Source organism: Massilia yuzhufengensis (genome assembly GCF_900112225.1).
Lineage (GTDB): Bacteria > Pseudomonadota > Gammaproteobacteria > Burkholderiales > Burkholderiaceae_D > Telluria > Telluria yuzhufengensis.
In genome coordinates this window covers 1-22,367 of the sequence record NZ_FOLD01000047.1, presented here as the reverse complement: position 1 = coordinate 22,367, position 22,367 = coordinate 1, and the positions used below count along the sequence as shown (strand labels likewise).

The window sequence follows — 22,367 nt, the reverse complement described above, 5'->3', positions numbered from 1 at the left end:
AAATTGGGTCCCGGCCTGCGCCGGGACGACGACTCACCGGATAACTATCAAAATGGAACGCCGTAAATTCCTCCAAATCGGCGCCGGCACTGCCGGCGCCATGCTGATCCCGGTCTTTGGCAACGCCATCGCCGCCGATGAGCTCATGAATCCGATGGCCGCCAGCGCGAAGAAGGCCCTGGCCGACACCGCGCTGAACGCCGCTACCAAGGCCGGCGCGTCCTACTGCGACGTGCGCATCGGCCGCTACCTGAACCAGTTCATCATCACGCGCGACCTCAACGTCGAGAACATCAGCAACACCGAGTCCAGCGGCGTCGGCGTGCGCGTGATCGCGAACGGCGCCTACGGCTTCGCCTCCACCAACGACATGAGCCCGGACGGCATCGCCAATGCCGCGCGCCAGGCGGTGGCGATCGCCAAGGCCAACGCCAAGCTGCAGCTTGAACCGGTGCGCCTGGCGCCGGTGAAGGGCGTGGGCGAGGTGGCCTGGGCCACGCCGTTCAAGAAGGACTGGCGCAGCGTGCCGGTGAAGGAAAAGGCCGACATGCTGATCGCCGCCAACAAGGCCGGCATGGATGCGGGCGCGAGCTTCATGACCGCCTCGCTGTTCCAGATCAACCAGCAGAAGTACTTCGCCTCCACCGACGGTTCCTACATCGACCAGGACATCCACCGCCTGTGGGCCCCGATCAATGCGACCGCCGTCGACAAGGCCAGCGGCAAGTTCCGCTCGCGCGCGGGCCTGAGTTCGCCCGTGTCGATGGGCTACGAGTACTTCGACGCGAAAGCCAGCGACAAGGTGCAGGCTGCGGGCGGCGTGACCACGCTCTACACCAACTCCTACGACATCGTCGAGGATGCCCGCCTGTCGGGCAAGCAGGCCCGTGAGAAGCTCAGCGCCAAATCGGTCGAGCCGGGCAAGTACGACCTGGTGCTCAGCCCGGAACACCTGTTCCTCACTATCCACGAGAACGTCGGCCACCCGACGGAACTGGACCGCGTGCTCGGCTACGAAGCCAACTACGCCGGCACCAGCTTCGTGGGCCTGGACAAGTGGGAATCGAAGAAATTCAAGTACGGCGCCGAGCGCGTGAACTTCGTAGCGGACCGCACCACCCCGGGTTCGCTTGGCCTGATCGGCTACGACGACGAAGGCGTGCGCGCCAAGAAGTGGGACATCATCCGCAACGGCATCCTGGTGAACTACCAGGCCACGCGCGACCAGGCCCACATCATCGGCGAGAAGGAGTCGCATGGCTGCTCGTATGCGGACAGCTGGAGCACCATCCAGTTCCAGCGTATGCCGAACGTGTCGCTGGAACCGGGCAAGGCGCGCCTGACCCCGGACGAGATGGTCAAGGACGTCAAGAAGGGCATCTACATCCTGGGCCGCGGGTCCTACTCGATCGACCAGCAGCGCTACAACTCGCAGTTCGGCGGCACGCTGTTCTACGAGATCAAGAACGGCAAGATCGCCGGCCCGCTGGAAGACGTGGCCTACCAGACCAATACCCAGGAATTCTGGAACGCCTGCTCGGCCATCTGCGACGAGCGCGACTGGCGCATGGGCGGCTCGTTCTTCGACGGCAAAGGCCAGCCGAGCCAGGTCAGCGCAGTCTCGCACGGGTCGTCCACCGCCCGCTTCAATGGCATCAACGTCATCAACACCGCACGCAAGATCGGTTGAGGAGCAGAACACTATGAAACAGCTGAACCAGGAACAAGCCAAGCGCATCACCGACCGCGTGATCGGTTTCTCGAAGGCCGACGAGTGCAACGTGTCGATCCAGGGCAACCGCACCGGTAACATCCGCTTCGCGCGCAACAGCGTGTCGACCGCCGGCCTGACCGAAGACATGCAGCTGGCCGTGCGCGTCGCTTTCGGCAAGCGCACCGGCACCGCCGTCATCAATGAGTTCGACGACAAGTCGCTGGAAAAGGCCGTGCGCCGCGCCGAGGAACTGGCGCGCCTGGCGCCGGAAAACCCGGAGTTCGTGCCCAGCGTCGGCCCGCAGGAATACCGCCCGACCCAGACCTTCGTCACCTCGACCGCCGGCATCGACCCGGACTACCGCGCCGAAGTGGCGGCCGCCTCGATCGGCGCGGCGCGCGCCAAGAAGCTGGTCACGGCCGGCTTCTTCACCGACAGCACCAGCTTCTCGGTGATCGCCAACTCGAAGGGCGTGTTCGGCTTCCAGGAATTCACCGACCTGTCCTTCACCTGCACCGCGCGCACCGAAGACGGCCGCGGTTCGGGCTGGGTAACCCGTTCCGCGGTCGATGCGCGCCGCTTCAATGCGCGCGAAGCGGCCGACATCGCGATCGACAAGGCATTGCGCTCGATGGACGCCAAGGCGCTCGAGCCGGGCCGCTACACCGTCATCCTGGAGCCGGCGGCGACTTCGGAAATCCTGGGCAATATGTTCAGCTCCTTCGGCGCCCGTGCGGCCGACGAAGGCCGCAGCTTCCTGGCCAAGAAGGGCGGCGGCAACCGCCTGGGCGAGAAGCTGTTCGACGAGCAGGTGAACATCTGGGCCGACCCGTGGAACCCGGACGTGCCGGTGGCGCCATGGGACAACAACAGCATGCTGGCCCGCAAGCGCACCGACATCATCAAGAACGGCCGCGTCGCTTCGCTCGGCTATTCGCCCTACTGGGCGCAGAAGACCGGCAACCAGGCCACGGCCGGCCACGGCAACATGATCATGGCCGGCGGCACCAAGTCGCTGGAAGAGCTGATCGCCGGGACCAAGAAGGGCATCGTCGTCACCCGCACCTGGTACATCCGCATGGTGGACCCGCAGTCGCTGCTGATCACGGGCCTGACCCGCGACGGCACCTTCTACGTCGAGAACGGCAAGATCAAGCATCCGGTGAAGAACTTCCGCTTCAACGAAAGCCCGGTCACCATCCTCAACAACATCGATGAACTGGGCAAGCCCGAGATCATCGGTGGCGACGAGGTGCCGTTCCAGATGGTGCTGCCGCCGATGAAGGTCCGCGATTTCAATTTCACCTCGCTGTCCGACGCGGTCTAAATGCCCAGCTACGATTTCTACTTCACGCGCCTGACCTACGAGTCGGGCGACTGGGACGTGGATATCCGTATGCCCAGCAACGTGCTGAACTCGCTCGTCGAGTACACCACCTTGCGGGTGGATCCGGCAGAGCGAGTGGTCGCGCTGTCGGATCCGAAGATGCTGCAGGCGCCGTTCTGCTATTTCGCGGGGCACAAGCTGGTGCAGTTCACCCCGGCCGAGCGGCGCAACCTGGAAAAATACGTGCGCGGCGGCGGCTTCGTGTTTGTCGACGACTGCAACCACGACATCGACGGCCTGTTCGCCAAGTCCTTCGAAGCCGAGATGGCCAAGATCTTCGGCGCCTCGGCGCTCAAGAAGATCCCGAATACGCATCGGCTGTATTCGTGCTTCTTCAAGTTCGACGGGCCGCCAACGACCGGGGGCGAGCTCAATGGCTGGGGCGACGACCTGGTGCATGAGTACCTGAAAGCGATCGAATTTGGCGGGCGCGTGCGCCTGCTGTACTCGAACAAGGACTACGGATGCGAGTGGGACTACGACTTCCGCAACAAGCGGTTCCTCGCGGTCGACAACACCCGCTTCGCGGTCAATATCATTCAATATGCGTTGGGAGCGTGAGCGGTGGCTGAACGGGATGCAGTAGATTGGAACGAGCAGGAAATCGCCGACCTCACGGCGAAAATCGGCGCGCTGAAGGAAAGCATGGCGCGCGTGATCATCGGGCAGGAAGACGTCGTCAACCTGCTGGTCACCTGCCTGCTGGCGGGCGGGCATGCGCTGGTGGAGGGCGTGCCGGGGCTGGGCAAGACGCTGCTGGTCAAATCGCTGGCGCAGGCCACCGACATGCAGTTCCGCCGCGTGCAGTTCACCCCGGACCTGATGCCCTCCGATATCGTCGGCACCGAGATCCTGGAAGAAGACACCAGCACGCGCCAGCGCGTGTTCCGCTTCCAGCAAGGTCCCGTGTTCACCCAGGTGCTGCTGGCCGACGAGATCAACCGCGCACCACCAAAAACGCAATCGGCGCTGCTCGAAGCGATGCAGGAGCGCGCCGTCACCTTCGCCGGCACCACCCATAAACTGCCGCGCCCGTTCTTCGTGCTGGCCACCCAGAACCCGATCGAGCAGGCCGGCACCTACCCGCTGCCGGAGGCCCAGCTCGACCGCTTCCTGCTGCGCATCGACGTGGTTTATCCGACCGAAGACGAGGAAGTGCTGATGGTCTCGCGCACCACCCACGCCGGGCTGGATGACGCCGAGCCGGTGATGAGCGTGGAAACCCTGCTGCGCCTGCAGCAGCTGGTGCGCGACATCGAGATCGGCGAGCACCTGCTGCGCTATGCCACGCGCCTGGTGCGCGCGACGCGGCCATCGGAAACCACCGTGGCCGCGGTCAAGCAGCACGTGGGCTGGGGCGCCGGCCCGCGCGCCGGCCAGGCGCTGGTGCTGGCCTCGAAGGCGCGCGCGCTGATGCAGGGCCGCCTGGCGGTCACGCGCGACGATATCCAGGCCATGCTGCTGCCGGTGCTGGCCCACCGCGTGCTGCGCAACTTCGAGGCGGAGGCGGACGGCATCGCCATCGCCGACATCCTGCATTCGCTGCGCAACGAGATCCGGGTCGACTGATCTTGTCGCTGGCGAAGACTGCGCTGATCGCGCACACGCACAACCTCGACCTCGTGATCCGCCACGTGCTGGCGGGCCTTGGCCACGGCATCCACGCCGGGCGCGAGCGCGGGGCGGGTGTCGAATTCTCCGAATACCGGGCCTATGCGCCCGGGGACGAGTGGCGCCGGGTCGACTGGAAGCTGCTGGCGCGCGCCGACCGTTACTTCGTGCGCGAGGCCGAACGCGACAGCCATGTGGCCGTGTGGCTGGTGCTGGACGCCAGCGCCTCCATGCTGGAGCCCAGCCGCGAGGTGGACGGCGTGGACAAGCTGGCCTATGCGCGCACGCTGCTCGGCTGCGTGGCCGCCATCGCCCAGCGCCAGGGCGACGCCTTCGGGCTGGTGATCCTGGGCGGCGGCAAGGTGCAGTTCACGCCGGCCCTGCGCGGCCCGCGCCAGCTGCAGCGCGTGCTGCTGCAACTGAGCCGCGCCCAGGCCGATGGCGCGCTGCCGGACGCCGACACCCTGCGCGCCAGCCTGCACTTCGCCCAGTTTCCCAGCGTGATTTTTGCGGCCAGCGACCTGCTCGACTGGCCTTCTCCGCTGTCGCAGGCATTGACTCGCCTGCGCGGCATGCGCCACGACGTGCGCGTGCTGTGCCTGCAGACCCAGGCCGAAGTCGATGCCAGTTTTAGTTCCACGCCGGCCTACCGCGACCCGGAGCAGGGCGCCGGCGTGGTTCGCTTCGGCGCCGACCTGGCGGACGGCTACCGCCGCAACCGCGACGAGCACTTCACCCAGGTCAAGGCCCAGTGCCGCAAGAGCGATATCCCATTGGTGGCGGCGCGCATCGAGCAGCCGCCCGGTGAAGTGCTGCGCCTGTGGCTGCACCGCCCCGGGAGCCGCCCATGAACGCGCTCTGGTGGTCGGCGCTGCCGATCCTGCTGCTGCCGGTCTGGTGGCACCGGCGCAAGCGCGAACAGCACAAGGCCGAGCTGCTGGCCACGGCCCGCTTCCTGCCGCGCACTGAACCGCGCCAGACGCGCGCGTGGCGTTGGAATGACATCATCCTGCTGCTGGTGCGTTGCCTGCTGCTGGCCACCGCCATCGCCTGGCTGGCCGATCCGGTCATGCCCTGGCGCGGCGACACCGTCATCGTCGCCACCGGCACCGACGCCGGCTGGGCCGACCAGCAGGCGGCGCAGGCCGGGCTGGCCAGGGCCGACCGCCTCAGCCTGCCGGCCGGGCAGGCGATCGGCTGGCTGCGCGCGCACGAGCGCGAGTGGCGTCCGGAGGCGCGCCTGCTGGTGCTGGGCGACGTGCCGATGCCGGCCCTGGCGCCGGAATTTGGCCGCAAGATTGAATTGCGCACGCTGGCGCGCCCACCCCAGCAAGTCGAGCGCCACGTCCACATCGCCAGCGAGCGCTTGACACAGTGGCGCCGCGTCTTCGCGGCGGAACAGGTGACGATCGACGCGACGCCGGGCGCCAAGACCGGGCTGATCGTCTGGGACCGCAAGGAGGCGCCGCCGGCAACGCTGCGCGCACCGCTCTGGCTTGTCGCGGACACGAGCGCCTTCCCCGAACTGAGGAACGCGCCGCAAGTGGACGGCCTGCGCTACGCCGACAGCCCGCGCGGACGCCTGTGGCATGCCGACGCCTGGCCACCGAAGACCGCCGATGCTGCGCGCGCCTTGCTGGAACACTGGCAGCGCCTGCACGCCGGCCCGCCGGCCTACACGGCGCCATCGCGCGTGTTCGCGGCCTCGGCCTCGAGCCGCGCACCGGAGCCCAGCGGCGCACTGCGCGCCATCCTGATGGCTGTGCTGGTGGCCTTGTTCGTACTCGAAAGGAGTCTGACGCATGCAAGACGGCGCTGAGATCGTCCGGCGCGTCTGGCGCGCCGCCCAGCTGCGCCGGCTGCCCCTGTGGATTGCCGGGGCCTTGCCATGGCTGGTCATCCGTTCGGCCCCGGGCCTGATCGCCTGGAGCGCATTCTGTGCCTGGGACTGGTCCGTCCTGCGCCGCCGCGTCGCCTTCGGATGGAGCGCCTGGCTCGACGGCGCCGTGCCTGCGATGGAAGACAGCAGCGCACTGCTCGAGCATGCGGCCACGCCGGTGGCCCAGCTGCAGCGCCGCCGCATCCTGGAGCGCATCGACGCCAGCGTCAGCGGCCCGCAGTTGCGCCGGATAACGCGCGCCCGCATCACGCTGGGCGCGCCCTGGCTGCTGGCCAGCCTGGCCGGCGCTGCCGCCGTGTGGTTCTCGACGGCCACCCCGCAGGAAGTCGCAGCGGTTGCCGCCAGGGTCCCGGCGGCGGTCGCCGCCCCGGCCGCGCCGCAGCTGGTGGTACGCAGCACGCCGCCAGGCTACACCGGCGTGGCCCCGGTGGTGTCCGCGCCGCGCGACCTGCTGGTGCCGGAACAGACCGTCATGAGCTGGTGCCTGAAGGAGGCCGCGGCTGCGGAAGAAACGATCGAAGTGAGCAACGGCCAGGTACTCAAGCCCGGCAAGGAATGCGCGCGCTGGACCGCGACCGAGTCGGTATTCTGGCGCTGGCGCGGCAACCGCTACACCATCAAGGTCACGCCCGACCAGCCGCCGGAAATCACGATCACCGCGCCCACGCAAATGGTGCAGGAGCTGTCGGAGACGGCGACCAGCGCTCCGATGGCGCTCAAGGTGCGCGACGACTACCTGGTCAAGCGCGCGACCCTGCACATGACGCTGGCGCGCGGCAGCGGCGAGAACATCCGCTTCACCGACCGCGAAATGCCGATTCCCGCATCGACCGACCCGAAGCAGCGCAGCTGGGCCAAGCAGTGGTCATTGGCGGAACTGGGCATGGAACCGGGCGACGAGCTGTATTTCTTCGTGCGCGCCAGCGACAATGCGGCGCGCCCGCACACCGTGCAGTCGCCTACCTACACCTTGCGCCTGCCGGCGCCGCCCGAACAGGCGGAAGAAGAGAGCGCCGCCATGCCGATGCTGGTCAAGCCGCAAAGCCTGCGCAGCCAGCGCCAGATCATCATCGACACCGAGCAGCTGGTGGCCGACATGCGCGCGACCAAAATGAGCGAAGAGGTGGTGCGCGAGCGCAGCCAGAAGATCGCCAACGACCAGGGCGCGCTGCGGCGCCGCTATGGCCAGTTCCTGGGCGAGGAATCCTCGCTGTTCTCGGATGGCGACGACGACCATGACGACCACGGTGGCAGCGAAGGCGGCAACCAGGACATCCTGCACCAGTACGGCCACGCCCACGACGAGGCCGAAAACGCCACCCTGTACGACGAAGCGACCAAGAAAGTGCTGCGGCGCGCGCTGATGGCGATGTGGGACGCCGAGAAGGCGCTGCGCGCCATCACCCCCAAGATTGCGCTGCCGCCGGAGCACAAGGCGCTCGAAGCGATCAAGGAACTGCAGCAGGCCGACCGCATCTACCTGCACAAGACCGCCTTCGTGCCGCCGCCGATCAAGGAAGAAAAGCGCATGTCGGGCGACATGGATGGCACTGCCAGCTACCGCCGCGAGCAGGGTGGGGCGGAACAGCGCGTGCCGGAAGACGTGGCCGTGCTGGTGCAGGCGCTGTCCAGCGACGGCCCGCTGCCGGCGCTGTGGACCCGCAGCGCGCACGACTGGGTCCGCACGCGCCTGGGCGACGATGACCAGCGCCTGTCGGCACAAAAATCCATCCAGGACGTGGCGGACGGCTGCATCGCCTGCCGCCCGGTGCTGCGCGCCTGGCTGCGCAGCGCAGCAGGCAGCGGGCAGGTGCTGCTGCAGGCCCGCCCCACCGTCGAAACACCGTTCATGCGTGCATGGCGTGAAGGAGCCAAGCCATGAACGCCTGGATGAATACCAACATCTTGCTGGCGCTGGTCGCCCTTGCCGGGATTGCCAGCGCCGCGCTGTACGCCCGGCGCCGCCAGTGGATGGATGCGCTGCTGGTGCTGGTGGCCGCGGCGGCCTTGGGCCTGTTCGCGGCCGGCATCCGCCTGCCGGGCGACGCCGGCCGGACCCTCACGCTCGACCCGGCCGCACCCGCACCGATGCTCGACGGCGTGCGTGCTTTCGCGGCCACGGGCGACGGCCTGCGCGCCGCCCAGTGGAACGACTTGCCCGCGCTACCGCTCCAATGGCAGCGCCCGGAAGGCGGCACGCTGCGCCTGGATTACCCGCGCCAGCTGGCGCTCGGCCGCAGCTTCACGCTGCGGGTGCAGCGCGACGACAAGGTGGATGCGCGCCTGCAGCTGGTGGCCGAGAACGGCCAGGTTATCGCGGATGCGCGCGGCACGGGCGAGCTGGTGGTCAACTGGATGCCGCCGCTGGCCGAACGGCTGGTGCTCAAGGCGCGCCTGCTGGACGCTGGCGGCAAGACCATCGCCGAAGGCCCGGTGCCGCTCACCGTGGTGGAACCGAGCATCCTGCAGGTGCAGGGCCGCTTCGGCGCGCCGTCCTTCGACCTGCGCACGCTCAATGAACTGCTGGCCGGCAGCGGCGCGCTGCTCGACTGGCAGGTGCTGCTGGGACGCGCCATCACGCGTACCGAACTGCCGCTGGAGACGATGAAGGAGCCGAACCTCCTGGTGATCGACGCCGCCTGGTTCGAACGGGCGGGCAGCGCCGAGCGTTCCGCGCTGCTCGGGCGGGTGGCGGGCGGCCTGCCGCTGCTGGTATTGGGCGGGAACGCCAACGATGCCGGCGTATGGTCGCGTACGCTCGGCCTGCCGCTGCAGGCGCAAGCCTCCGGCAGGAAGATCGAGGCGCCACTGGAACTGCCGGTGGCGCCGCTCAACCCGGTGTCGCGCGACGCGGGCGAATGGCGCGGTGCGGACAACCTGGTCTGGACACGCAACTGGCAGAAGGGCCGCATCGCCTGGCTCGGGGCCAGCGAATGGCACCGCCATGCGATCAGCGAACCGCAGGCGCTGGCGCTATGGTGGCAGGGCGTGCTGGATGCGCTCAGGGTGGAGCGGCCGCAGGATGTGGAATGGCTGGCGCCGGAGGACCTGCCGCTGCCGGGGCAGCGCATGGAATTGTGCGCCCGCGGCGTAAAGGGCGAGGTGTCGTTCCCGGACCTGAAGCTTGCCCGCACCTGGGCGCCACGCACCGATGCGGCCTGCGTCGCCGTCTACCCGGAAAAATCGGGCTGGCTGCAGGCAAGGGATGCCAGGGCGGGCGCCCACGCGGTCTATGTGTATGCGCCAGGCGACTGGCCCCAGTGGCAGGCCGCCCAGCGCCGCGACGCCACCGCGCGCTATGCCGCCCGTACGCCGGTGAAGGCGTTGGAAGGCGCGGCGCGCGCCTTCCCGGCCTGGCCGTTCGCACTGGCCTTCGCCGCAGCGATGCTGCTGCTGTGGTGGCGCGAACGCCGCTGATGCACCTGCACGGTGGGCGGCGTGGCCGCCCACCGTGTCACCGCTTAGAACGCGTAGTCCGCCTTCACATACATCGAACGGCCATTGATCCCGAACGGGCAGGTTTCCCAGCAATGGGTGAAGCCCAGTTGCGGGAACGGCGCTGCCTTGACCGGATCCCACTTGGTCGGGTAGGTATCGAACAGGTTGTTGATGCCGGCCGAGAGGCTCAGCTTCTTGGTGAAGTTGTAGCGGCCGGTCAGGTCGACGATCCACTTCGCGTCCCAGGTCTGGATGAAGCCCGGGGTGAAGCCCTGGCCTTCCACTTCGCCGAAGTAGTTCGCGCGCGCTGTTGCGTTCCACTGGCCCACCGTGTAGTCGGCAGCGACCACGTGGTGCTGGCGCGGCTGGCCTTTTTCGATCAGGGTCACCTGCGTGTCGTCGAACAGCTGGGCGCCGCTCAGCACCGACGATTGCGAATGGCGGTCCTTGACCTTGGTGCGGTTGAAGCCGAGCTGGCCGGACAGCACCAGGGTCGAGCCTTGTCCACGCGTGGTGTGCTGCGCCACCAGGTCGAAGCCCGTGGTCGAGGTGTCGATCGCGTTGGTGAAGAACTGGGCCTGGCCCACGCGCAGCGGATCCAGGATCGCCTTGATCGGGCAGGCGGCAGCAGTGGCGCAGGCGCCCGACTCCGGTGCGATATTGCTCGAGAAGACGATGCGGTCGTCGATGTTGGTGCGGTACAGGTCAGCGGTCACCGAGAAGTTGTTCGTCGGGCGCAGGATCATGCCGATGCTGGCGCTCTTCGAGGTTTCTTCCTGCAGCGGTGCGATGCCGAAGGCCCGGGTCACGGCGCTGTTCTCGCGCGCGGTCAGGGTTTCGGTCAGCACGCCGGCGGCGTTCAGGTTGGTCGACACCGAGCTGTAGAACTTCTGCTGCACGCCTGGTGCGCGGAAGCCGGTCGAGGCGCTGGCGCGCACGCCGACGGTGCGCGACGGGTCGTAGCGGAAGCTCAGCTTGCCGATGGTGGTGTTGCCGAAGTCCGAGTAGCGCTCATGGCGCAGGGCGCCGCCCAGCGACATCGTGTCGCCGAACTTGCGTTCCAGGTCCACGTAGTAGGCGGTGTTGTGGCGGCCTTCGTCCACTTCGGTGCCCGGGGTATAGCCGGGGAAGCCCTGGATGCCGGAGGCCGCGATGCCGCCCGACTGGTCGCGGATGATGATGGCCGGGTTGTTGGTGCGGCCATACTGGTAGGACACCGGGTCGCCGGCGACGATCTGGTAGTTATCCTGGCGCCATTCGAAGCCGGTGCCGATGTAGAGCGGGCCGCCCATGAAATCGACCGAGCCCTTGAAGTCCAGGTTCAGCGTGGTCTGGTCGAACTTCAGTTTGCCGGTGTCGGCTTCCAGCGGCGAGCTGCCGTTCTCGTAGTAGTAGCTGACGTTGATCGAATTGCGCTCGTGGAAACCGAGTTCGCTGCGGCCGTGGTTGACGCTCAGGTCCACGCTCCAGTCGCCTGCCAGGTCGTGCTTGAAGCCGACGCCGAGCGAGGCATCCTTGACCGTGGTGATGATGTTCGGCAGGAAGCCGTTCGGGTAGATGGCCGGCACGTTGCGCGCGTCGCCCGCGGTGCGGAAGAAGCCCGACGAATCGCCGGTGCGCTTGGAAGCGCCGCCGAAGGCATACAGTTCGCCGCCGCCGACCGGCAGGCCGGCGTTGAGCCACAGGTAGCCGTCCTTGGCCAGGCTGTCGCCGATGCGCTGGGTCACGCGCGGCGGGTTCACGCGGGCCGTATCCAGGCCGGCGCGGTTGGTTTCGTTGCGGCGGCGGCCTTCGACCGACAGGTTCATGTAGCCGCCATCGGCGCCCAGGGCGAAGCCCTTGTGGGCGCTGCCGGTGTAGGTGTCGCCGTCGCCTTCGCTGGTGGTGCCGGCGCTGGCGCTCAGTTGGGTGTCGGTGACGCCTTTCTTGAGCACGATGTTGATCACGCCGGCGATCGCGTCCGAGCCGTATTGGGCGGCGGCGCCGTCGCGCAGCACTTCGATGGACTGGATGGCGGACAGGGGAATCGCATTGATGTCGGTACCCGCCGAGCCGCGGCCGATGGTCTGCTGCACGTTGACCAGCGCCTGCTGGTGACGGCGCTTGCCATTCACGAGCACCAAGAGCTGGTCGGGACCGAGGCCGCGCAGCGTGGCGGGGCGGATGATGTCGGTGCCGTCGCTGATGAAGGTCGTCGTGAAGTTGAACGACGGGTCGAGGTCCTGCAATACCTTGCCCAATTCGAGCGAGCCGGCCGACTGCAGGTCTTTCGCGCTGATCAGGCCCACCGGCACCGCCGTGTCGAGCGCGGTCTTGGCCTGGGTGCGCGAGCCCAGCACCACCACGGTGGCCGGCTCCGTGACGCTGCTCGTCGCCTCCTGCGCGAACGCCGATGCCATGGCCGATACCAGTGCGGTTGCCAGCAATACCCGTTTTTTCGGTTGATTCACCATCTTGTCCCCTTGATTAAAACTGTTGGATTACGCCATCACAAAAACTATGCTCCCTATAACCGCAGCGAATTGATTTTGATCAAACATTTCCGTAAGTACAAGTGTGACCTGTGCAATAACAACACTTTTAGGTGATAGGCTCTATTCACGGCGTGGGGGCGCTATCCGGGACGGATAAACGCCCGGATGACGGGCGCGATATGGATGCATCGGCGGCCATCTGAGGCGAACGCGGGATAAAAAAACGCCCCCATGTCCGCACAGCGCAGGAATGGGGGCGTTCGTTTCACAGCCGCGGCCTTGACACGATCGTCGCAGCCGCACCAATTGGGTGCAATCAGGGAATCTTGATCCTTACCGGCATCGCGATCGGGGCGCGGCGGTCCGGCATCGGCGCACGATCCGGCAGGGTGAGTCCGGTGACCAGGTCGGCGATGCGCACCGTCTGCCCCGTCTCGAAGCATTTGTTGGCCGCGATCCCGACCAGGGCCGACCAGGCGCCGGCCCGCTCGTCCGACTTGCGCAGGTACTTGTCGCCCGGGTCCACGCCGAAGATCTCGTTGAGCATGACGTCGTCGCCACCACCGTGGCTGCCCTTGCCGATGATGGGGGCGATGTCGCGCGGCTGGCCGCGCATCGGGATGACCCGGATCGAGACGCTCTCGCTGCCGCTCTGCACCTTGGCCGCACCGGCCGCGCCGCCGGATTCGACGATCCGGTGTTCGATCCGTCCCTTGGTGCCGTTGAAGGCGACGTGGTAGCCCTCCCAGGCGTCGTAGGCCGACAGCGCGTAGTTCAGGTGCGCGCCGTTGTCGTAGCGGACCATCACGTTCATGGTGTCTTCGATATTGATCTCGGGACGCCACACGCACTGATCGCGGTAGTAACCGTCGTACTGTTCGTTGTCGAGGTAGAGGGCTTTCAGGCCCGGGTCGGAGGCCAGGTCGAAGTAGAAGCTGCACTGCTGCTTTTCCGGGCAGGTCAGGCAGCGTTCGTGCGCGCCCGTCAGGCCCATGCGGCGCGCCGTCTCCGGGGTGTAGAACTGGCGCGAGCCGAAGGCGTGCACGGTTTCCGGCTGGGCGCCGAGCCACCAGTTGACCAGGTCGAAGTGGTGGGTGGATTTGTGCACCATCAGGCCACCCGACATGGCCTTGTTGCTGTGCCAGCGGCGGAAGTAGTCGGCGCCATGCACGGTATTGAGCAGCCAGGTGAAGTCGACCGAGATCACGTCGCCGATCTCGCCCGACATCAGCAGTTCCTTGATCTGGGTGCGCGGCGGCGAATAGCGGTAGTTGAAGGTGACGCGCACGTGGCGTCCGCTGCGCTTGACGGCGTCGAGGATGCGCTGTGCCTTGGCGGCGGTGGTGGTCATCGGCTTTTCGGTGATCACGTCGCAGCCGGCGTCCAGCGCGCGCACGATGTAGTCGTCGTGGCTGGCGTCGGTGGTGGTGACGATCACGAATTCCGGCTTGGTCTCGCGCAGCATGCGGTCGAAGTCCGCGGCGCTGTAGGGGCGCGGCTGGCTGGCGCCGGTCTCGCCGATGACTTTCACGGCGCGCGCCAGGCGTCCGGCATTGCGGTCGCAGACTGCCACCACTTCGCTCGTGTCGCGGAACGGGCCGGTCATGGCATTGGTGAACATGCGCGCGCGCGAACCCACGCCCACCACCGCATAGCGCTTGCGCGCGCCGGCCGCATAGGCGCCGGTGGCCATCATCAGGCCCGCCGCGCCGGCTGCCTTCAGGACCGTGCGGCGGTCGATTCCCCCGGAATTCTTTTCCGTCATTATTTGTCTCCATGCTGGTTTTATTCAAGCCGATCTTTTTAGGCCGGCTACGCCTATGGTGGCCTCAAGCCCGAAAATTGGCAAGACCAATTTATGGATTGGTTGGACTGGAGTCACGCACGGCGCATGCCGGCTGCTTATTCGCGGCGGGTAATCGGCGCGTCGGCAGCGTCTTTATCTGTTGCTAACTTGTCAGCCTGCTTACAATGCCGCAGGAACATGCGACCACCCACCAGGAGAGACTGTTGAAGCATCCACTGCCTTACCGCGGCCAGCTTGCCGCCGCCATGTTGGCGTTCGCACTATCCGGCGCCATCCACGCGGCCGAACCGGCGCCGGACACCGTCAAGGTGGGCAACTACCAGGTGCAGGCGGCCACGCTCGGCGCGGGCAACTACACCGTGATCCTGGAAGCGGGCTTCGGCCGCGACCTTGGCGTATGGCGCAACGTGGCGCCGGCGCTGGCAAAGTCGGCGAAGGTGATGGCCTATTCGCGCGCCGGGCACGGCAAGTCCGACCCGCGGCCGGAAGCGCCGACCATCGCGGCGCGCACCAATGAACTCGAACAGCTGGTCGCCGCGGCCGGCCTCAAGCCGCCATTCATCCTGGTGGGCCACTCCTACGGCGGCTTCCTGGTGCGCAGCTTCGCCACCCGCCATCCCGAGCAGGTGGCCGGCATGGCGTTCGTCGACCCGAGCGACGAGGCCTTCAATGTCGAGCTGCGCAAGCTCGATGCGGCGGGCGTGGACAAGGATACGAAACTCACCGAGCAGTTCATGCCGCCCAAGCTGCACGCCGAACTGCGCAGCGTGCAGGCGGTGCTCGACAGCGGCAAGCTGCCTTTCGCCGGCGCGTTGCCGGACGTGCCGGTGGCGGTGCTCACCTCGGTGCAGAAGCGCGAGCAGCCCCAGCTCTTCCTGGAAACGCCGGCGGCGGTGCAGGTGTGGCGCGGCCTGCACGAGCGCTTTTTCCGCAATTTCAGCAACGGCAGCCACATCGTGACCGCCGAAAGTGGCCACAACATCCACCAGGAGCAGCCGCAACTGGTCGTCTCGGCCATCGAGGGCGTAATCGCGGCGGCCGAAGGCGCGCGCGTGAAGCGCGTGCGGGAAGCGGCGCGCGCCGAGTTGCTGCGCCGGGTGGAGCAGGGCGGGTCGGACGCCGAGATGGCCAAGGCGCTCGAGGCGAGCGGCTTCGGCGAAGCGGCCATCAATCGCCTAGGCTACGAGCTGCTTGGCCCGCGCAAGCAGCCGCTGCTGGCCGAGCGACTCATGAAAGCCAACGCCGCCAGGCACCCGGCGTCGGACAATGTGCAGGACAGCTATGGCGAGGTGCTGCTGGCGGCGGGCAAGCCGCTCGATGCGAAACTGCGGTTCATGCGGGCGATCACGCTGGCCGAAGCCCAAGGCAAGGGCGACCGGGTGCTGGCGGGATACCGGGCCAACCTGGCCAAAGCGGAGCAGGCATTGGCACGCTAAGCCTAATAAGGATGAGTCTGGAAAGCAGCTCTATTGGTTGATGCCTCTCAATAATAACGCCAAGTAAGCTCGTAAGCTCTGCTGTCGGATAGCTGGAGCAGGAATCCTCCTGCTTCCGCCTACGCTGTATGGTTTTTCGAACTCGAGCTGAAGGCGTGTATGAGCGTGGTCCTTACTCAAAAGATTACTGCTGCCCTAGCGGAGTTTTCCAGCGAGACCAGGTTGTACTCACTGTGCTTCAAGAATGAAGAGGCCTTCCCCGGCGCGGGCAGGTTGCTGGTCGAAGCATTTAGCGCCAACGATGAAGTTCAAGGGATCGGACAACGCGACATTATCGTGGTGTCGATTGATGCCCACGTTCCACTCGAACCCCTCATTGGCCAAGAGACCTCGCTGGAAGTGCGCTTGGCCAGTGGTGACCGCGCTAGTTTTGCTGGCGATATCACCGAAATAGCAATGCTTGGCAGCGATGGTGGTTTAGCGCGCTATCGCTTGCGCTTGTCCCCATGGATGTGGCGCCTGAGTCAGGTCCGCAACTGCCGGGTTTGGCAAGACAAAACCGTCATTGAGATAGTTGATTCAGTATTTTCATCCTATCTGCCATTGGCACGGTGGCGCTGGAGTAACGAGACTGGTCCCGTCATTAACGAAGTCGGGCCACTAAGCTACTGCTGCCAATTTCGCGAATCTGACCTGGATTTCGTACAGAGGCTATTAGCCGAAGCGGGCCTCGGCTGGCGTTTCGAGCAAGGTGAGGACGGTGAGGGAACTGTTCTGTTCGCGGACAGCACACAGCAGGCGGCAATTCCAGAAGATGCGAGCAGCGAAGCCGGCGGCGGAATCAGATTTCATCGCGCGGGTGCATGTGAACGCCAGGACACTGTGCAAACCTTGCGGGCGAATCGGAAACTTGGAGCATCACTGTCGACAGTGTTCAGTTATGACTACAAGTCAAGGAAGGTTGTGGCCGCGAGTTCACCTACTAAGGAGCGCAACCGTAACAACATGCTGCTTCTGGAATCGTTTGACATTCCCGGCCAGTACGCTTTTGCGAGTGCGAGTCAGGCACGACGGTTTGCGGATATGCGGATGGAAAGGCATGAAGCAATCGGCCAGATGTGGAGCGGGAGCTCGACATTGCGTACATTACGTGCCGGAACGCGGCTGACCATTCTCGATACCCCACTGCGGCAGCTTGGCGATGGATCCGCATTTACGGTGCTACGCGTAGTCAGTGTGGGCCTGAACAATATGCCTCCGCCCGCACAGCATGCGCTTGCTGAACTGTTCGGCCCTATTCCCGAATTGCTGCTGGACAGCGTCCGCCACAGTGAGCCACCAGATTTTGCACTGGCAGTCGAACGGGCCGAGGAAACAGGGTATGCAAACTGCTTTGAGGCCTTGCCTGCCAATGTAGTGTGGCGTCCACAACCGCCGGAAAACGGCGCTGCAAGCTACTCCCGTCCGACTGCGCCAGGCTCACAGACCGCAATCGTGGTTGGTGCCGATGGTAGCGACCAGCCAAACGGAGCCGATGAGTTGTATTGTGACCGATTCGGCCGCGTGCGGATTCGCTTCCATTGGCAGGAAAGCGGGGCCACATGTTGGGTGCGCGTAGCGCAACGATTCGCTGGCGACGGAACAGGCGCCCAGTTCCTGCCACGCATAGGAACCGAAGTGCTGGTTAAATTCCTGGAAGGTGATATCGACCGTCCCGTTATTGTCGGCGCGCTGTATAACGGGCAGGGGGAAGGCGGCATAGCACCGACGCCTGGAGGACGGACATTTGACGTACGTGACACATCTCCTTTTGCTGCTGCGCACGACCATGGAATCTCGGGCCAAGGCAATGTCGCGGGTGGCAACAGCCCGGTGTGGGACGGTGCTTCTGACGACAGTGCTGGTCATCGAAACGCGGCTGCCCAATGGGGCTTACGAAGCAAAGAATTCGGCAGCTCAAAATACAACCAACTCGTATTCGACGATACCGATGCCCAAGGGCACGTTCAATTCGCAAGCTCGCGCAGTGCAAGTGAGCTCAATCTTGGTCATCTGATCCACACTGCCGACAACTACCGAGGCAGTTTCCGCGGGAAGGGCGCAGAGCTGCGCACCGATGGCTACGGCGCCATCCGTGCTGGCGCCGGCTTGCTCATCTCAAGCTATACGATCAGCCACAGCGCCGCCTACCGTGCTCCGGCGGGAGAGAATGCGGCAGGTATCGCGATGGTTAATCAAGCCGTCGCACTTGCCGAGGCTTTCAGCGCCGCCGCCACCACGCACCAGGCAGTCGCCTTTGCTGCCCACGCCGGCACGCATGTGAAAGGTGCTAGTGCGCGCGATGCAAACGCGGCGCCGCTTCAGGCATTGCGTGCTGCCCTATCGGGAGTCGTCAGCGACCAAGGTGTTGAATCGGCAAGCGCTGATGCGGCAGACAAACACACTGAACCGACCAAAGGCCAGCTGCCACATACAGGAGATGCAGTCCTGGGGATTTCCGCGCAGGCTGACATCAGCATGGGCGCTGGCCAGAGTTTTCAGCTGGCCGTTGGAGAGTCAGCGACGACAGCTAGTGGCCAGGACAGCCAATTCGTCACGGGCGGCGGCATGCGAAATCACACCGGGCAAGCAATTGGCATCCTGGGAGGTGCACTCAAGGTATGCGCAAGTGCGTTTGGCGTGCAACTAGTCGCAGCGAAAGATCGGAATGACTTTGAGGCGCTTCGAGACACGATCACCGCACAGGCGCGTGATGAGGCGAGTGTGATCAGCGCCAATTCCCATATCGATTGGGCTGCTGCGAAACGCATCTGCATGTCGACTGCCGATGGGGCAAATATCACGATCAATGGCGGGAACATTACCGTGCAGTGCCCAGGAAAAATTACAGTTCACGCAGGCAAGAAAAGCCTCGTAGGGCCCCAAAGCCTGGAATACCCGCTCCCGCGTTTGCCACGGGAGGTTTGCATCGAATGTTTGTTGAAGGCGCTGAAATCAGGTAGCGCCCTGTCGCTCAAATAAGGTGGACTGATGTACTTCGCATCTGAACCTTGCAGCACGCAAGCAATGACCAGCCAGCTCTTGAAAAAAATCGGGGCGCAACCTGAGCTTACCTGGCTCGCGATGATGGACGGTGCATTCGATCATGGCAAGGCCAGCATTTCGTTGGTTAACGAACGTCACGCGCTCTACGACTGCGATGGCATGTCGGATCTGCTAGCGGCATCTCCGTTCCTGATCGCGTTAACTGCACAAGATGAGAGCCGACTGCGACTTGAGTTGGCTGCATTGGCTCGACATCGGAAGGAGCGGCCAATGTTGAGCTTCATTAGTACGCCTTCGCAGGCGAATGCTGTCAACGAGAACTTCCGTCTGTTTGCCAATGCTGTGACGGAAGATGGACAGGAGTTTCTTCTCCGGTTCGCAGACACACGCGTGTTGCCGGGGATTCCAGATGCCCTGCGGCAGACTTACTGGGACGGCATGACCGGCTTGCTATCCGAGTGGATCATCATTGACCGTGTTGGCCAACTACAGTCGTTACCGCTGAACGCAAACAGATGTCCGCTGCAAGGCAGTTTTCAACTGTCGCCCGTCGAGTTCGCCACACTGGTTACTCAGGGTGAGCCCGATGCGATTCTCGACGTAATTGCCGAAACTAACCCGGAGGCGCTTCCCGGGCTTGATCGGGCAGCGATCTACGAGAAAGTAGCTGGTGCATGTGCTTTTGCTCATGAACACGGCGTACGGGCCTTTCCCGATCTCGTTGCGCTAGCGTATCTGGCTCTTTTAAATGATGGGAAAGGGTTGAAGATGCCGAAACTTAGTGAAATGTTGTTGCGTTTAGAATGGAGTGATGGAAATCTGATCAACTGTTTATCAGACTATGTAACATAGGGCGTCTTTCCGATCAACAAGCATCGACATTGGAATATCCAGATGAGTGACAAGGCCTGTGCGTGTTACTTCCAACGAATATTTTTCTGTTTGACGGACAGGCGGAGTTTCTTGTGAACGCGAAACCATGGATCCTTGTTTAGGTGCTTGCTTTCTCTGTGGTTTCCTGTTCCGAAAAGAACGGCGAAAGTATCGAGGTGTTGGGTTTGAATTATACGGATGCTGGGATTGCAGGATTCTCAGTCGATGGATATGCCGGACATGGAATTTTCCCAAAAGGCGGTGGAGGGAAATTTATATGTTGTATAAACTTGCCGCGGAGGTGGCGCGCTGACATGAAAGTGACCGTTCGGCGGATTCAATATGGCCGTGTGCCAGGGCTCTTAAACGAACGCGTCGTCCCGGTGCCGAGATACGCCGAACATGGTATTGGTATCTTTGCGGTCCATTTCTATCCCGGTGGTACTGTAAATGTCTTAGTTACGACAAAAATAGTCGGGCATCCAGAGTGTCCATATCCGCTGCTCAAGTAAAGGCCGCGAAGATTAATTATTCGTGTATTTCCGCTCCCCCCCCTGGGGGTAGAAAGGACTTCTGTGAATCGGAAATCTTGGTTGATAATTATTTTTTCGATACTTCATTTGTCTGCGTGTTCTCGAAATAATAGAACGGCCAGTATCGAGTTGTCAGGACTGAATTACAAAGAAGTGGGAATAGCCGAATTTTCGGTTGATGGTTCGAATGGGCATAGCATTTTCCCAAATGGAGGAGGAGGTGCTTTCGTATGTTGTATTACGATCCAGCGAACGTGGCATGCTGGTATGAAGGTCAATGTCAGATGGATTGAAGATGCTAAATTGCTCGGCCCTTGGAAAAAGCGCGTTGTCGAAGTTCCAAAGTACACTGAGCACGAAATAGGTATTTTTGCCGTCCACTTCTACCCTGATGACACGGTCAAAGTTCTTGTGACCACGAAAATAATAGGTCATCCCGATTACCCTTATCCAAGACCAAACTAGCATGGCGACGCTTCCTCCCACAACATTTCCGAGCGATGGACTTCGTAAGCTTACGGCAAAAGAAGTCATGCAGCGCGCCAGTGCATTGAATTGTACACTTGCGAATAAAGGGGCTCCTGCCTGTTCCGGGCAGTTGAATATCGGGATATTTTTTGACGGGACTGGAAATAACAAGGCTCATGATTATGATAGCTTTGAGACAAAAAATCGCAGACACAGTAATGTGGTTAAGATTTTTAATGCCTATCCGGATAGACCGGAGGAAGGTTATTTTAAATATTATATTCCAGGTGTAGGAACCCCATTCCCAGAAATTGGTGATTCCGGGAAGAATCCGCTAGGTGGCGGCATGGCTTGGAACGGCGAGAACAGAATCATTTGGGCATTCACGCGTCTTCTCAATGCGCCACAATATTACGTGCTTAAGAGTCTTTTGATGGATGATGCTCTGGCTGCCCGCGTAACTGAAAATATGGCGTCGGTTATGAATCCGGCAAGTATGCGCCGATATGTCTTAAGATACTGGCAAGAAACTCTTGCGTTGAATCTCAAAGGGAAGAAGCCAACGGTAGAACTCATCAATTTATCGATCTTTGGTTTTTCTCGAGGGGCGGCTGAGGCTAGGGCATTTTGCAATTGGTTGTTTGAGGTATGCGAGCCAGTTCACGGAGGATGGGAATTTGCAGGGATACCCATTCGAGTTGCCTTCTTGGGAATTTTTGACACTGTCGCTTCGGTCGGAATCCCAAATGCGTTCAGCAATTCGATCGTTGAGGGGCACCAATCCTGGGCTGACGACAATATGCAGATCCATCCTGCAGTCGAACAATGCGTTCACTTTGTAGCCGGACACGAAGTGCGTGCGTCATTTCCACTCGACTCCGTGCGAGTCAATGGGGTTTACCCGGGTAATGCAAAGGAGGTGATGTATCCTGGCGCGCATTCGGATCTTGGCGGCGGCTATTCGTCAAATGCTGTTGGCATTGCACCTGAAATTGCAAACGAGATGGCCAGAATTCCCGGCGCACAAATGTACAACGATGCTCGGATCGCCGGTGTCCCGCTAGTAAATTGGGACGGCTTGCTCAAGACCGCTCAAGCGGATTTTACAGTCGCACCAACAACTGCCGCTGATTTTAATGCCTATATCAAGTCCTCCAAGATTACGGCCGGTTCGGTGGGGCAAGCGCACCAGCAACACATGAGCTTATACCTGAGCTACCGCTATAAATACCGCAATTCCATCAACTCCCTGCCGTTCTACCAACGCGCATCGCCATCGCACAAATCTTTTATCAGGGTCACCACAGATACGTTTAACAAACGTATGCGGGCCTTGATGAACTATTCAATTTCGCCATCTGATGAGAAGTGAGGTGTACTGTCAATAGCGGACACTCTTGTTTCAAGCTGCCTGCTGTTGCCTGCTGAATTGTTCAGCAAATAAAGCCGGCGGAATATAGCCGAGGCGTGAGTGACGCCGCTGGCGGTTGTAGAAGCTTTCAATGTATTCCTGGATAGCCCTCTGAGCATCGGCCCGCGTGGCGTAACGCTGGTGGTGTACCAGCTCGTTTTTAAGGCTTCCCCAGAAGCTTTCCATCGGAGCGTTGTCGTAGCAGTTCCCCCTGCGTGACATGGATGCCTGCATGCCGAATTGTTTAACCAGTCCTTGGTAATCATGCGC

17 protein-coding genes are annotated in these 22,367 nt (G+C 63.1%); 14 read left to right on the top strand and 3 right to left on the bottom strand.

The window, feature by feature from the left end; genetic code table 11:
• The first annotated feature begins 52 nt into the window (after positions 1 to 52).
• The 8 genes from BM031_RS23990 to BM031_RS23955 are packed head-to-tail and all read left to right on the top strand — an operon-like array spanning position 53 to position 10,029.
• Positions 53 to 1,690 carry a TldD/PmbA family protein gene (locus BM031_RS23990; protein ID WP_091877333.1) on the top strand — a complete coding sequence of 546 codons (1,638 nt, stop codon included), beginning with the start codon at positions 53 to 55 and terminating at the stop codon, positions 1,688 to 1,690.
• Between the two features lie 13 nt (positions 1,691 to 1,703).
• Entirely contained in the window at positions 1,704 to 3,041 is a 1,338-nt protein-coding gene (locus BM031_RS23985) for a TldD/PmbA family protein (protein ID WP_091877331.1), read from the top strand.
• Complete coding sequence (locus BM031_RS23980; RefSeq protein ID WP_091877329.1) at positions 3,042 to 3,662, top strand: DUF4159 domain-containing protein; 621 nt, start codon at positions 3,042 to 3,044, stop codon at positions 3,660 to 3,662.
• Positions 3,663 to 3,665: 3 nt separating this feature from the next.
• Entirely contained in the window at positions 3,666 to 4,670 is a 1,005-nt protein-coding gene (locus BM031_RS23975; protein WP_091877327.1) for an AAA family ATPase, read from the top strand.
• A gap of 2 nt (positions 4,671 to 4,672) precedes the next feature.
• Positions 4,673 to 5,563 carry a DUF58 domain-containing protein gene (locus BM031_RS23970; protein WP_091877325.1) on the top strand — a complete coding sequence of 297 codons (891 nt, stop codon included), beginning with the start codon at positions 4,673 to 4,675 and terminating at the stop codon, positions 5,561 to 5,563.
• Positions 5,560 to 6,531 carry a hypothetical protein gene (locus tag BM031_RS23965; protein ID WP_091877323.1) on the top strand — a complete coding sequence of 324 codons (972 nt, stop codon included), beginning with the start codon at positions 5,560 to 5,562 and terminating at the stop codon, positions 6,529 to 6,531. Before BM031_RS23970 ends, BM031_RS23965 begins: the two co-directional genes overlap by 4 nt.
• Complete coding sequence (locus tag BM031_RS23960) at positions 6,515 to 8,494, top strand: DUF4175 family protein (RefSeq protein WP_091877321.1); 1,980 nt, start codon at positions 6,515 to 6,517, stop codon at positions 8,492 to 8,494. Before BM031_RS23965 ends, BM031_RS23960 begins: the two co-directional genes overlap by 17 nt.
• Positions 8,491 to 10,029 carry a hypothetical protein gene (locus tag BM031_RS23955; protein ID WP_229409178.1) on the top strand — a complete coding sequence of 513 codons (1,539 nt, stop codon included), beginning with the start codon at positions 8,491 to 8,493 and terminating at the stop codon, positions 10,027 to 10,029. Before BM031_RS23960 ends, BM031_RS23955 begins: the two co-directional genes overlap by 4 nt.
• Positions 10,030 to 10,073: 44 nt before the next feature.
• Here BM031_RS23955 and BM031_RS23950 read toward each other — a convergent pair whose 3' ends face one another.
• Positions 10,074 to 12,503 (bottom strand): TonB-dependent receptor plug domain-containing protein, encoded by a 2,430-nt coding sequence (locus BM031_RS23950; RefSeq protein ID WP_091877319.1) that lies wholly within the window; start codon positions 12,501 to 12,503, stop codon positions 10,074 to 10,076.
• Positions 12,504 to 12,840: 337 nt separating this feature from the next.
• Positions 12,841 to 14,289 carry a Gfo/Idh/MocA family protein gene (locus BM031_RS23945; protein WP_091877317.1) on the bottom strand — a complete coding sequence of 483 codons (1,449 nt, stop codon included), beginning with the start codon at positions 14,287 to 14,289 and terminating at the stop codon, positions 12,841 to 12,843.
• Positions 14,290 to 14,534: 245 nt separating this feature from the next.
• On the opposite strand from BM031_RS23945, the gene BM031_RS23940 reads away from it, so the two are divergent.
• The 6 genes from BM031_RS23940 (at position 14,535) to BM031_RS23915 (ending at position 22,058) form a co-directional block, all read left to right on the top strand.
• Complete coding sequence (locus tag BM031_RS23940) at positions 14,535 to 15,767, top strand: alpha/beta fold hydrolase (protein WP_229409176.1); 1,233 nt, start codon at positions 14,535 to 14,537, stop codon at positions 15,765 to 15,767.
• A gap of 159 nt (positions 15,768 to 15,926) precedes the next feature.
• Positions 15,927 to 18,788 (top strand): type VI secretion system Vgr family protein, encoded by a 2,862-nt coding sequence (locus BM031_RS23935; protein WP_091877315.1) that lies wholly within the window; start codon positions 15,927 to 15,929, stop codon positions 18,786 to 18,788.
• A 45-nt stretch (positions 18,789 to 18,833) separates the two neighbouring features.
• Positions 18,834 to 19,664, top strand: coding sequence for a DUF4123 domain-containing protein (locus BM031_RS23930; RefSeq protein ID WP_177207890.1), 831 nt, complete (start codon positions 18,834 to 18,836; stop codon positions 19,662 to 19,664).
• Positions 19,665 to 19,807: 143 nt separating this feature from the next.
• Positions 19,808 to 20,197: a DUF3304 domain-containing protein gene (locus BM031_RS26415; protein ID WP_091877310.1), complete on the top strand. Its 390-nt coding sequence runs from the start codon at positions 19,808 to 19,810 to the stop codon at positions 20,195 to 20,197.
• Positions 20,198 to 20,260: 63 nt separating this feature from the next.
• A complete protein-coding gene (locus tag BM031_RS26410; protein ID WP_370660064.1) occupies positions 20,261 to 20,683 on the top strand; it encodes a DUF3304 domain-containing protein in 423 nt (140 codons plus the stop codon).
• Positions 20,684 to 20,750: 67 nt separating this feature from the next.
• Positions 20,751 to 22,058, top strand: a complete 1,308-nt coding sequence (locus BM031_RS23915) for a T6SS phospholipase effector Tle1-like catalytic domain-containing protein (RefSeq protein ID WP_229409173.1) — start codon at positions 20,751 to 20,753, stop codon at positions 22,056 to 22,058.
• 30 nt (positions 22,059 to 22,088) lie between these two features.
• On the opposite strand, the gene BM031_RS23910 is transcribed toward BM031_RS23915, so the two are convergent.
• Positions 22,089 to 22,367: integrase core domain-containing protein (locus BM031_RS23910; RefSeq protein ID WP_143084702.1), on the bottom strand; the 279-nt coding region annotated here is incomplete at its 5' end.